This window comes from Halomonas jincaotanensis, assembly GCF_018448785.1.
Taxonomy (GTDB): domain Bacteria; phylum Pseudomonadota; class Gammaproteobacteria; order Pseudomonadales; family Halomonadaceae; genus Halomonas; species Halomonas jincaotanensis.
On sequence record NZ_JAHCLU010000013.1, the window covers coordinates 104654 to 117307 of the forward strand.

The following is a 12654-nucleotide window of genomic DNA, read 5'->3' on the forward strand; positions in this document are numbered from 1 at the left end:
GCCAATGGCCGGGCAGGTCGTCATAAGACCTTGTCGGGAAACAGCCGGTTCGGTATCAGCCACAGGAAAATAAGCATGCCGAAAAGTTCGACCAACGACTGAAAGACCACCGCCATGACCGCCACCTCAAAGCCTGCGGGTAACGCCAATGCCAGCGGCAGCACCACGAAGGAGTTGCGCGAACCAAAGCTGAAAGCCAACACCCGACCTTGAACGGTGGGCAGCCGAAACACCCACGCAATCAACCGCGATAGCAACGCCGCCGCCGCCAGGAAGGCTACGAACACGGGCAGCAGCCAGATGAGCAGTCCCAGGGAACCGGCCACTTCATTCACCTGTCCCGCTGCGACCACGAACAGCACCAGCGCCAGCAATGGAATTGGCAGGTCGCCCAACCGAGCGATCAGGACTTTCCGATGTGGCGCTCGACGAACCCATGAGCCGGTGATCAACGCGGCGGTGAGAGGCAGCAGGATCAGACCGCCGAATGCCAGCAGCAATTCGCGCTGGAACAGGCCAGCCAACTCGGCATGACCCAGAAACACAACGAGATAGGCCGGCAGCAACGCCATCTGCAACAACAGGCTGAGAGGTGTGAAAGCGACCGCCAGGGCCGCATCACCCCGGCCGAGATGCGTGAACGAAATGAACCAGTCGGTGCAGGGCAACAGCAGCACCAGCATGACGCCAAAGCGCAGCCCGGGATTCTCCGGCAGGGCCTGCACCAGTCCCCAGACGATCAGCGGGATGACCACGAAATTGCCCAGCACCGCGGCTGCAAGAAAGCGCGGACTCACTTGTCGGGCGCGCAGCCTGGTCAGGGGAATCTGGGTAAAGGTCACATAGAGCAAGGCACCCAGCAGCGGCCAGAGCCAAGGCTCGAGCCTATCGGCAAGGCCGGGTGTGTGTGCCCCAACCATTAGCCCGGCGATAATCACGGCGAGATAGCTTACGCCCTGATATTGCTCGAGCCGTTCACGCATCAAGCAAGGTCGTGATGATCTTTTTTTCCGGCCATCACGGCATCACCGACGCGCAGCACACTGCCCTCGCCGGCCAATAGCGTTGCATTCTGGCCGAAAAAACCGCCTTGAAGGTCGCGGCGGGTGTTCATCTCCACCAGGGTACGCAGCGGCTCACCCGGCACAACGATCTGGCCGGTCTGCTGATCGATGGTCGTGATCTTGCAACGCTTGCAGGGCTTGCGAAGCCCCAGGCGTGTCGTTTCATCCAAGGAGGCCAACGTCGCCCAAGTGTCTTCGGCGAAAGGGGCCTCGCCATCGACCACGATGCTAGGTCGGAAGCGGCTCATCGGCACGGCGTCCAGCCCCTTACTCGCAAGCACCCGGTTCAACTCAGCCAACGACGACTCGGACACCACAAGAAAGGGGTAACCATCAGCAAATGCGGTATGGGCGGATTCACCACGCAGGAAGTCCGTCTCGACATCTCGACGTTCCGTCGACGGGAAGCGCACCAATCGATACGCGCCCCCAAGCACACGGGAAAGCCAGTGGGCGGCCAGTTGGCCCTCATCCAGGGCCTGGCAGCGATCCTTCCAGACGGTCACTTCGAGCATGGGCTGGTCACCACCCGCCAGGCTCACCGTCAAGGGTTTGGCCGAGGGATGCTCCAGCACCAGCGAATCGTCGTAAAGGTTGACGGTGACACGGGCCATTTCGGCGACCTGGCGCTGTGTCACGAAACCGCCGTCGGCATCTACGACCATCCAGTGGCGGTCGAAGGCAAGTCCTCGGGTGTGCAACTTGGCCTGGTCGAGCGTGACGCCCCGCAACGATTTTACCGGGTAGATAGTGAGTTGCGTGATATTCAAGAGAGCGTCCCCAAGGTGTCGAAAGCTCTCTAGCTTACAGGCGCTGCGTGTCGATCACATATCCGATAATGGGATACCCCGCCTTCTTGGCTGCTCTTTCCGCTTCCATCCGTGCCTCGAGCTTGGAAATACTGGACGACACGTACTCGAACACCGTATCCATCTCGAGTTGCTTGGTCCTTACTGCCAGTTTCACGATGTGGCCCGTCTTATAAGCAGCAGAAGAATCGGGTTTAGCGGTTGGCTTTATCTCTGGCGCCGGATTTTCAGACGTCTTGGTGGGTTTCATGAAGGCGTCGAGCTCACGACGCATATTCTGTTCAAAATCGCTCAGTTGCGTTTCCATTTCCTCTCCGTGAATGAAGTGACGAGACAAAGTGTAACAAAGCTTTATCGTCGCTTTCAGGTTGTTAAATACTTATCGGCTAATGCGGCCCGGTATGATATCGGATTTTACTTAATGTCAAACGCCATAGCTGACGAGACATCGTGTTTAAAGGGTCGAGGCGGCATTGAACACCCTCGAGTAACGGACAATAACGCTAATTAAGCTTAGTCGCTGAATTGCCGTGCAATGGCTGACTTGCCTAAGCGGAACAAAAACCTTGTGTTGCTCTCTCGCGCCGTCGAGTCAAAAGACCACCACCATGACTGCTGGTCGACTCCGACAAATAGCTATCCCAGAGTGCGCAGCCAAGCGTGACAACTGTTGGGCTAGCCACTGTGACACCGAACTTCACATATCGATCCGGCAATAACTCTTTTCTTTTTCCTGATCGAGTCAGCAAGTCTATCGACAACAAGGCTCGAACGACAGCGTTAGCTGCGCCAGCCCCAGCAATGTCTACAGACGAGTTCCTGAATTCAAGGCTTAAAGGATAGATCGCGAGTTAGGCGATCTTCAAGGATACCACCCGCAGCAAGCGGCAAGACGCTTTACGCCTCACCCCCGTTAAGCGGCACCTTCCCTTGGCTTATCTGTCATGCGGTCTGGATAGCGACCTTGAGCACGCCATCGCGCTGATGAGAAAAGAGCTCGTAGGCTTCGGTTATATCATCCAGCGCATAGCGGTGAGTCACCAGCGGCCCAAGGTCGAGCCGGCCCGAGGCGATGACCTGCATCAGTCGGCGCATGCGTTCCTTGCCGCCGGGACATAGCGACGTGATGATCTTATGATCACCCAGGCCGGCAGAAAAGGCGTCAAGCGGGATGGTAAGGTTCTCGGAATAGACACCCAGGCTCGACAGGGTTCCACCGGGCTTGAGTACTCGCAGCGCCGACTCGAAGGTCGACTGAAGGCCCAGCGCCTCGATTGACGCATCGACGCCACGCCCCCCGGTGAGCTTGAGAATTTCCGCCACTACGTCGACCTTGCGAAAATCCAGGGTAACGTCGGCACCGAGTGTCTTCGCCATGGCCAGGCGCTCATCGACCCCATCGACGACGATGATCATGCCAGCCCCTCGCAGCCGCGCACCGGCAGTAGCACACAGGCCGATGGGTCCCTGTGCGAACACCGCCACAGTGTCGCCGATCCTGATTTTCGCTGCCTCGGCACCGGCGAACCCGGTCGACATGATGTCGGGGCACATCAATACTTGCTCATCCGTCAGGCCATCGGGCACCGGCGACAGATTGGCCTGGGCATCGGGTACCAGCAGGTATTCGGCCTGAGCCCCGTCAATGGTGTTGCCAAAGCGCCAGCCGCCCATCGGCTTATAGCCGTGACCATGGTGCCCCCCATCCTGAGCGGAGCAGCCATCCTGACAGGCATAGGAGGTAAAGCTTGGACAGATCGCCCCGGCAATGACTCGCTGACCTTCCTGGTAGCCCTGCACGTTAGCCCCAAGTTTCTCAATCACTCCCACCGGTTCGTGCCCAATCGTCAGGCCCTGGGCGACGGGATACTCGCCCTTGAGGATGTGCACATCAGTTCCGCAGATGGTGGTCGTGGTGACACGAAGCAGAGCGTCATCGGGACCGATATCGGGAATCGGCTTGTCGTCGATCTCGATACGGCCGGGTTCAATGAAGATTGCGGCTTTCATCATGGCAGGCATGCTCATCTCCTCAAGGGTGTGCAAGGCTGGCTTTACGCCATCACATCACAGCCATCTCGGGAAGCACTTGCGCCAGGTCAAGAACCCCGCAAGAAGCCGAGGTGGTAAGCTTCCGCCTTCGACTTAACGACAAGGACGCTGCATGTCACCGGCCGACACCCTTCGCTTGATCCTGCTGTCATCCCTGTGGGGCATGTCGTTCATCTTCATGCGCGTCGCCGTTCCTGAGTTTGGCCCGGTACCGCTGGTGTTGGTGAGAATGGGCGTAGGTGCCTTGCTGCTGGTGCCCTTGCTGCTGAGCCTGCGCTACCTTCAGCTGGTGTGGGAGAACAAGGGCAAGCTGTTGATGCTGGGGCTGATTAATCACGTGTTGCCCTTCTCGCTACTGGCGCTCGCCACCACACGCCTGGAGGCCGGGTTCACTTCGTTGATCAATGCCACCACGCCGATCTTCACCGCCCTGCTGGGCGCGCTGTTCTTCGCCACACCGGTGCATCGTCAGCAGTATCTCGGCCTGGCGATGGCATTCATCGGGGTCTATGTGCTCTCGGCTAACCGTCTGAACTTCGACCTCGGCGGCGACGGCTGGTTTATTCTCGCTGTGCTGGGTGCCACCTTCTGTTACGGCGTGGCCACCAACTACTCCAAGACCTACCTGGCACACCTGCCGGTGCGAGTGCTGGCCGCGGGCAGCACCGCCATGTCGGCGATGATACTGCTGGTACCGGGTCTACTGCTGTGGCCTGCCGACCCCATCAGTGGCCTAGCATGGCTCAATGGCCTGGCGCTAGCGATACTCAGCACCACAGTGGCCTTTCTGCTCTACTTTGGCCTGATTGCCAGCGCCGGAGCCACCGCCACTTCAACGGTGACCTTCCTGGTACCGGTGAGCGCGCTGCTGTGGGGATACCTTCTGCTGGACGAAGTGCTCAGCCTGCAGATACTGGTCGGTATGATCATCACGCTGGCCGGCACCGCCATCGCCACGCGGATGATCCGGTTACGCCGTGGCGAGGTAGCCTAGACTGACCGAGGAAATGCCCTTACGCGGGACACGCCATGGCCGATGCCAACGTCCGTTTCCATGACCGCTTGAATGACTTCCTGCCACCGGCACAGCACGGCGGAAACATCGTCCACGACGTATCGCGCCGCGCCGCCATCAAGGACGTCATCGAGTCATTGGGGGTACCCCACACCGAGGTGGACGTCATCCTGGTCGACGGCGCCTCGTCGGGCTTCGAGCACATCCTCGCCGGCGGTGAGCGGGTGGAGGTCTATCCCTGGACAGTGGCCCCGCCGGTGGCACGGCACCTGCGTCCCCGCCCGCCGGCCAGACCATGTTTCTTGCTGGATGCCCAACTGGGCCGACTCGCCCGCTATCTGCGCCTGCTCGGCTTCGACTGCCATTACCTCAACGACATTGGCGACGCCGAACTCGCCGCCCAGGCCGAGGCGGAGATGCGCGTGGTACTGACCCGCGACCGCCAACTGCTCAAGCGCAAGCGTATCCGGCTCGCCCACTTCGTGCGCCATGAGGATCCCTGGCGACAGGTCGAGGAATTGTGCAGGGAGTTCGATCTGGTTCCGACTTTCGCCCCCTTCACCCGCTGCACGCGTTGTAATGGTCGCCTCGTCACAGTGGCCAAGGAGGATGTGAACGACCGGCTCGAGCCCTTGACGGAGCAATATGTGGAGCATTTCCTGCAGTGCGAGGCCTGTGGTCAGGTCTATTGGCACGGGAGCCATGTTTCACGCATGGAGGCATTGGTGGAAAGGCTGCGCCAAGGCTGGCGAGACGGACAGTGACGTCGCCGTCACTGCTGTTCAAGGTCCAAGCGATCTGCCCTACCAGTCCTTCGTATCAGAAGTTCGGCTTGCGCTTCTCGACGAAGGCGGCCATGCCCTCGGTCTGCTCTTCGCCGGCAAAACACAGTGCGAACAGGCTGGTCTCCAGAGCCAGGGCACTATCCAGATCCTGATCCAGGCCATCGTGCACCGCCTGCTTGGCGCCTCGCACCGCCTCGGGGCCATTGCCGGAGAGCTGCTTGGTGAGTTCCTCGGCGTAGGCTTCCAACTCGGCCTGGGGCATCACGCGATTGACCAGCCCGATTCGCAAGGCTTCGGCTGCGTCGATCTTGCGACCGGTGGTCACCAGGTCGATGGCCATGGCGGGTCCAACACGGCGCGGCAGACGCTGAGTGCCGCCAAAACCGGGAATCACCCCGAGACCGACCTCCGGCTGACCGAAGATGGCATTGTCACTGGCCACGGCCCAGTCGCAGGCCAGCGCGAGTTCACAGCCGCCGCCAAGGCAGAAGCCATTGACCAGCGCCACCACCGGCACGGGCAGGGTTTCCAGCCGCTTGATAGTGCGCAACGCCTGGCCGGCGAAGGCGCGAGCCTGTTCCGGTGTCTTGTCGCGCATCTCGGCGATATCGGCACCGGCAACGAAGGCCTTCTCACCGTCCCCGGTCATCAATACCGCGCGCAAATCATCGCGGCGCTCCAATTCGTCGAGTACCGTGCCCAGCTCGGCGAGGACTGCACTATTGAGGGCGTTAAGCGCCTTCGGGCGGGTAATGGTGAGTCGGACGACGCCAGCGTTGTCGACCACGTCTATCAGCTTTTCGCTCATGGAGACTCCTTGCATTGCGTGTGGGAGGAAGAGGGGGCGAACTACCGCTTAACCCTAGATAACGCCGCCCCGGCCGGCAATCCCCTCTTTGTCGCGAATGGCTTAATTTGTCGCGAACGGCTTAACACCTTGCAACGGGCCGACTCAGGCGTAGCGCAACGAGCCAGGCATCACTAGGCATAGTGATGAAAGCCGCGGCCGCTTTTTCTTCCCAGGTACCCGGCAGATACCATGCGCTTGAGCAGCGGGCACGGGCGATATTTCGGGTCGCCGAAGCCCTCCTGCAGCACCTCCATGATTGCCAGGCAGACATCCAGGCCGATCAGGTCCGCCAACGCCAGCGGTCCCATCGGATGGGCAGCGCCGAGCTTCATGGCTTCATCGACCGCCTCAGGCGTGGCCGTTCCTTCCTGAACCAGGAAAGCGGCCTCGTTGATCATCGGCACCAGCAAGCGATTGACGGCGAAACCCGGAGAGTCACCCACCGGGACGGCGGTCTTGCCGAGATCCTTCGCCAGCGCCTCGACACGCGTCACCGTGGCATCACTGGTCTGCTCGGCGCGAATCACTTCGACCAGCTTGAGCACCGGCACCGGATTGAAGAAGTGCATGCCCACCACTCGTTCGGGATGCTCACTAACGGCGGCCAGGCGAGTCAGTGAAAGCGATGAGGTATTGGAAGCCAGAATCGTCTCCGAGTTCAGGGCCGACAGATCCCGAAACAGCTGCTCCTTGAGTTCGGGCTCTTCCGGAGCGGCCTCGATGATGACCTCACAGCCTTTGAGGTCATCCAGCGACGCGCTGGTGGCGAGTCGGGCCAGTGCCGCCTGCTTGTCGTCGTCGGTGAGCTTTTCCTTGGCGACCAGCTTGCTCAACCCTTTGTCGATGGCAGCACGGGCACGCGTCAATTGCTCGTCGGCCACATCAAAGAGCTTCACGTCGAAGCCGCTCGTGGCCAGCACCTGGGCGATGCCCTGCCCCATGGTTCCGGCGCCGACCACGCCGATCGGTTGTTGGCTCATAATGGGTCTCTCCTTTCAGATGAATGCCTGGCAGCTAAATGCCTGTCAGATAAATGCCTGGGGCGACTACCCTACGTCAAAATTGGCCAGGGTCATCATACCCGCCTCGATCACCGCGCGCTGGGCACGTCCCACGGGGAGCCAGTGGCGAATGGCATAGTCGGCACTCGCCAGTTTGGTGCGATAGAACGCCTCGTCGCCGCGTCCTTCCTTGAGGGCGGCGGTGGCCACCAATGCCGCTCGGCCCATCTGCCAGGCGCAGAGCACGTGACCGACGAGGCTCAGGAAGGGGGTGGCATAGGCCTGGACGACATCGGCGCCACGCTCTGGGTCGCTACCCTGCTCCAGCAGCGTAGCCAGGGCGGCGGTGAGATCGGCGGCACCAGCGGCGAGCCCCTCGCCGAGGGACGCCAGCTCGGTGGTTGCCAAGAGGGCCCGGGCGGTACCCTCGGCCTCATCGATCAGTGCTGCCAGGGCTGTCCCACCGTCACGCTGCAGCTTGCGACCGGCCAGATCCAGCGCCTGGATACCGTTGGTACCCTCGTAGATAGGGGCGATTCGTGAGTCACGCAGCAACTGGGCGGCACCGGTCTCCCCGATGTAGCCCATCCCACCGTGGACTTGAATGCCCAGCGAGGCGATCTCCACGGCCTGGTCGGTGGAGAAGGCCTTGACCACCGGGATCAGCACATCGACCCTCGCCTGTGCCGTCTTGCGGTCGTCCTCGCTGACCCCATGTCGTGCCACATCGAGTTGGGCGGCGCAGTAGAGCGCCAGGGCACGCAGGGCGTCGGTGCGAGCGCGCATGGAGAGCAGCATGCGTCGCACGTCCAGGTGGTCGCTAATGCTGCAATCGTTGCGGCCAGAGCGCGGGCTGCGGCCCTGCACCCGATCCAGCGCGTAGGCGAAGGCATGCTGGCAGGCCCGCTCGGCCACGCCGATGCCCTGGACCCCGACCTTGTGACGCGCCTCGTTCATCATGGTGAACATGTGATTGAGCCCTCGGCCCTCCTCGCCCACGAGGTAGCCGATGGCGCCTTCATGCTCGCCGAAGTTCAAGGTGCAGGTGGGCGAGCCGTGAATGCCCAGCTTATGTTCGATGGAAGCGCAGGTGACGTCATTGCGCTCGCCGAGCGAAACGTCGCCGTTGACCAGGTGCTCCGTTACCAAGTACTTCGGCACCAGAAAGAGTGAGATGCCTCGGTTGCCTGCCGGGGCATCCGGGGTGCGTGCCAACACCAGATGAATGATATTCTCGGCAACGTCGTGCTCGCCCCAGGTGATGTAGATCTTCTGACCAAACAGACGATAACGGCCCGCTTCGGCATCGGGGACGGCACGGGTGCGAACCTTCGACAAGTCGGAACCGGCTTGGGGCTCGGTGAGGTTCATGGTGCCCGTCCAAGAGCCTTCCACCAGCTTGGGCAGGTAGATAGCCTTCTGTTCGTCGCTGCCGTGGTGGGCCAGGGCCTCGATGGCACTGGCCGTCAGCATGGGGCACAGGCCCAGCGCCATGTTGGCACCGTGCAGCATCTCCTGCACCGCGCTGGCCACTACCTCGGGCAGCCCTTGGCCGCCCAGCGCCCCAGAGACACCAATGCCGTTCCAGCCGCCCTCGGCGTAAGCCCGGTAGGCGTCGGTAAAACCATCAGGAACGGCCACGCTGCCGTCACCAAGACGGGTGCAGCCCTGGCGGTCGCCACTGGCGTTGAGCGGCGCCCAGACATCTCCCGCCAGCTTGGCGGCCTCCTCCAGCACCGCTGCCACCAATTCCGGGCCGAGCGCCTCGAAACCCGGCAACGCAAGCGAGCCGTTCTCGAGCAACTCCTCCAGCACGAAGCGATACTCACGGACGGGGGCGGCAAAAGAGGTCATGGCTTACCTCGACAAGAATGGTCACGGCAAAGAAGGATCACGACAATGGTAGGGCCACGACAGTCTGGCCACCATTACGCCTAAGTCGACGCTCGAGCGGCTTCATCTCCTACATCTGGCACGTCAGGAAAATAGCTGACATGCGACTCCTCGGCGCGGGGCGGGCCCACCAGCGGTTCGGCGACGGCGACTTCCGGCACGGCCCCGGAAAGATCCTCCATGTGCTCGTGTTCGCTCGCCCCCTGCATCAGCGCTTCGGTCACGACGAGTTCGGCACCCGCCGAAGACATCGGCGTGGACGACGCGAAAGGCGCCACCGGAACCGGCGCTGGGCGCACGCTTCGGCGCCAGATGAAGAAAACCACGAGCGCGAAACCCAGCACACCGAAGGCCCAGAGCAACCCGGTATCGCCGACGATCGCCATCACCGGCGAGATCAGCAGTGGGCTCACCGTAGACCCGATAGCGTTGATCAGCAGCAGGCCCTGGCTCATCCGCACCAGCGCTCCTGCCGGGGCGCGGTCTGCCGAGTGGCCAACGGCCACCGGGTAGAGCGAAAATACCCCGCCACCGAGCAGAAACAGTAGCCCGGCGAGCAACCAGCGATTAGGCGGCAATGTCAGCAGGGCGATGGCAATCACCACGCAAAAGGCGCTGATGACGATGAGCACCAGCTGGCGGTCATGGCGATCGGACCAGCGGCCCACCGGGTATTGCAGCAACATGGCACCGAGTATTACTACCGCCATCATCTGACCGATCTGGCTGACGGTCAGGTCGATGCGCTGCAAATAAAGGGGCAGCAGGGAGTAGATCGCGGCGACAAGAAGCCCCGAACCAAAACTCCCCACCACCCCGGTTGGGGTAAGGACGATCAGGCGCAGTGGTGAAAGTGGCTCGGCTTTCTCGATCAGTGGCGACACGCGAGGGATCATCGCCATCGGCAGCACCGAGAGCGAGGCCAGCATCCCAATCACCATGAACGAGGCAGCGCCGCCCATGGCCTCGGTAATGCCTAGCAACAGCTGACCGAGCACGCCGGCGGCATAGAGTGAAATCATGTAGAGTGCCAGCAACCGGCCTCGGGACTTGGCCTCGCCGGCAGTGAGTAGCCAGCTTTCGATGACAAGATAGACCCCTACCGTGGCCCAGCCGCCGATCAGGCGTAGTACGAACCACGCCCAGGGCTCCGACACCAGCCCCTGCAACAGCACGGTGACCGCTACCAGCGAAGCGAAACTGCCATAGGCACGTATATGGCCGATGCGCAGCAGCAGCCGATCGTTGAGCATCGCGCCCAGCGCCAGGCCGATGAAATAGGCCGATGATACCCACCCGATAACCACCGCTGACTCGCCGGCAGCGTCCAGGCGCAGGGTGATGACGGTGGCCAGAAAGCCATTGCCGATGCCGAGAATGAAGAGCCCCAGCAAGGGAGCCAGGGCCATGGCGAGCAGTTGCCGCGACATGAGATTCCTCGAAACAGAAAGATAAAACGAAGGGTGGCAGACCATGCGCGTTTTCGCTTGACTCGCCGGCCCGGGGCTGGAATCGGGGCCAGAATCATACGCTTGGCAAACACCGAGTCAATCTGTTTCTTCGCCGCGGAGCACGGGCTTGTGCAACAGCGCCACATCATCGGTGGGCAGCGTCAGCGACAACTGCAAATGTTTTGCTAGCCAGACGAAGGTGGCCTCACTGAAAAAGCTGACATGCGTCGGATCGCGAATATAGTGCCAGCGAGCGAAAGCCTCTTTCGACGTCACCCGCTTGGTCATCACTGCCAGCCAGCCACCGGGGAGGAGCATGCCAGCCAAGCGCTCGAACTCCCGGCCGGGCTCGAATAGATGCTCTACCACCTCGCTGGCGGTGATGAAGTTGTAACAATGTTCCAGCGGAAACGTCGCTGGCGCATAGAAGGGGTCGTAGATCGCCATCGGATGACCCGCCTCCTCGAACATCACCGAGAGGGTCGGCCCGGGGCCTGCACCGAAGTCCAGACCGCGCGCCCCGGGAGCGAGATGCGGTTGTAGCGGGTCGAACAGTCGAGAAAGAAAGCGGCGATACCCGGCGTCGCCGGGCGCATTGTCGTGACGATCGTAGACCGCTTTCTCAGCCTCGCGGGACAGGCGTTGTGCTTTTGGCACGAATACCATCTCGCAACGCTGGCACTGCTGATAATCACGACGAGTATCGTGATGATAAAAAAGGGTCTGGCGAGATGTGCATAGCGGGCAGACCATCATCATCGTATCCTTTCCAACCAACTCATCATTACAGGAGATGTGAATGCTGTCAGGTCTGGACCATCTGGTCATCACCGTGACCGACATTTCCCGCGCCGTGGATTTCTATTCCCGGGTGTTGGGTCTGGATGTGCGTTATCGCGACCGTGAACGCGTCGATCTGATGCTCGGCGACATGGCGCTGCGCCTGCATTGGACCGATACCGACGTATCGCCCAAGGCGGCAACGCCAACGCCCGGCAGCCTGGACATCTGCCTGCGCAGTCAGCGGCCGCTCAGCGAGATACAACGACATCTGGAAGCGCTGGAGGTCGAAGTGGAACTAGGGCCGGTGATTCGCCAGGGCGCCAGCGGCGAGATCGAATCGCTCTACCTGCGTGACCCCGACGGCAACCTGCTCGAGATCAGCCGGCCGTTGAAACACGACGCCACCTGACTCCCGCCACCACTGGCCCAGACACCACACAGACGGCATGGGGTCGCGCCCCCATGCCTCACGACTGGCATTGTGGCGGCCGGCGGGTATCATTGTCGCCATTCATTGACGTTGTCATTCATTTCCGTAGCAGGATAAGCCGTGAACGATTCCTCCAAGCACGACGCACTCAAACATGGCGATGACCCCTCGGTCGTTCGCCAGGACGCCGCACCCGATACCACCATGGCAATCGTAGTGTATGCCCTGCACCTGGCCGGCATCGTAACCGGCGGCGTCACCTCGCTGGTCGGTGTAGTGATCGCCTATGTCTATCGCGGCAAGGGGCCGGTCTGGCTCGACGAGCATTACCGCTACCAGATCCGCACCTTCTGGATGGCCCTGGTCTACTTTGCCGTTTCCGGGCTGCTCACGCTGATCTTGATCGGCTTTCTCACCTGGCTGTTGGCCATCATCTGGCTGGTGATCCGCTGCGTCAAAGGCCTCAGGGCGCTCCATGAAAACCGCGCCCCCGATAACGTGGACACCTGGCTGATTTGATC

General features: G+C 61.5%; 13 protein-coding genes. 4 read left to right on the top strand and 9 right to left on the bottom strand.

From position 1 onward, the window contains the following. Nucleotides 1-20 precede the first annotated feature (20 nt). The 4 genes from KG088_RS12865 to KG088_RS12880 form a co-directional block, all read right to left on the bottom strand. Entirely contained in the window at nt 21-983 is a 963-nt protein-coding gene (locus KG088_RS12865) for an arsenic resistance protein (RefSeq protein WP_213825933.1), read from the bottom strand. Further along, entirely contained in the window at nt 983-1834 is an 852-nt protein-coding gene (locus KG088_RS12870) for an MOSC domain-containing protein (protein WP_213825934.1), read from the bottom strand. The genes KG088_RS12865 and KG088_RS12870 overlap by 1 nt, the downstream gene beginning before the upstream one ends. Before the next feature lie 34 nt (nt 1835-1868). Next, complete coding sequence (locus KG088_RS12875) at nt 1869-2180, bottom strand: hypothetical protein (protein ID WP_213825935.1); 312 nt, start codon at nt 2178-2180, stop codon at nt 1869-1871. A 635-nt stretch (nt 2181-2815) separates the two neighbouring features. Next, complete coding sequence (locus tag KG088_RS12880) at nt 2816-3895, bottom strand: NAD(P)-dependent alcohol dehydrogenase (RefSeq protein ID WP_213825936.1); 1080 nt, start codon at nt 3893-3895, stop codon at nt 2816-2818. Between the two features lie 142 nt (nt 3896-4037). Between KG088_RS12880 and KG088_RS12885 the strand changes: the two genes are divergently transcribed. Together KG088_RS12885 and KG088_RS12890 are read left to right on the top strand one after the other, a co-directional pair. Continuing rightward, nucleotides 4038-4919, top strand: a complete 882-nt coding sequence (locus KG088_RS12885; protein ID WP_213825937.1) for a DMT family transporter — start codon at nt 4038-4040, stop codon at nt 4917-4919. Nucleotides 4920-4954: 35 nt separating this feature from the next. After that, the gene (locus KG088_RS12890; RefSeq protein WP_213825938.1) at nt 4955-5704 is read left to right on the top strand and encodes a Mut7-C RNAse domain-containing protein; all 750 of its coding nucleotides are present in this window, start codon (nt 4955-4957) and stop codon (nt 5702-5704) included. Between the two features lie 55 nt (nt 5705-5759). Here KG088_RS12890 and KG088_RS12895 read toward each other — a convergent pair whose 3' ends face one another. From KG088_RS12895 to KG088_RS12915, 5 genes are all read right to left on the bottom strand, one after another. Further along, nucleotides 5760-6533, bottom strand: a complete 774-nt coding sequence (locus tag KG088_RS12895; RefSeq protein WP_213825939.1) for an enoyl-CoA hydratase-related protein — start codon at nt 6531-6533, stop codon at nt 5760-5762. 173 nt (nt 6534-6706) lie between these two features. Continuing rightward, nucleotides 6707-7555 (bottom strand): 3-hydroxybutyryl-CoA dehydrogenase, encoded by an 849-nt coding sequence (locus KG088_RS12900; protein WP_213825940.1) that lies wholly within the window; start codon nt 7553-7555, stop codon nt 6707-6709. 66 nt (nt 7556-7621) lie between these two features. Beyond that, nucleotides 7622-9430 (bottom strand): acyl-CoA dehydrogenase, encoded by a 1809-nt coding sequence (locus tag KG088_RS12905; protein WP_213825941.1) that lies wholly within the window; start codon nt 9428-9430, stop codon nt 7622-7624. 80 nt (nt 9431-9510) lie between these two features. After that, nucleotides 9511-10899 carry an MFS transporter gene (locus tag KG088_RS12910; RefSeq protein ID WP_213825942.1) on the bottom strand — a complete coding sequence of 463 codons (1389 nt, stop codon included), beginning with the start codon at nt 10897-10899 and terminating at the stop codon, nt 9511-9513. A 117-nt stretch (nt 10900-11016) separates the two neighbouring features. Beyond that, the gene (locus KG088_RS12915) at nt 11017-11679 is read right to left on the bottom strand and encodes a class I SAM-dependent methyltransferase (RefSeq protein WP_213825943.1); all 663 of its coding nucleotides are present in this window, start codon (nt 11677-11679) and stop codon (nt 11017-11019) included. A 40-nt stretch (nt 11680-11719) separates the two neighbouring features. On the opposite strand from KG088_RS12915, the gene KG088_RS12920 reads away from it, so the two are divergent. Together KG088_RS12920 and KG088_RS12925 are read left to right on the top strand one after the other, a co-directional pair. Further along, nucleotides 11720-12112, top strand: a complete 393-nt coding sequence (locus KG088_RS12920; RefSeq protein WP_213825944.1) for a VOC family protein — start codon at nt 11720-11722, stop codon at nt 12110-12112. 141 nt (nt 12113-12253) lie between these two features. Then, a complete protein-coding gene (locus tag KG088_RS12925; protein ID WP_213825945.1) occupies nt 12254-12652 on the top strand; it encodes a DUF4870 family protein in 399 nt (132 codons plus the stop codon). Nucleotides 12653-12654 lie beyond the last annotated feature (2 nt).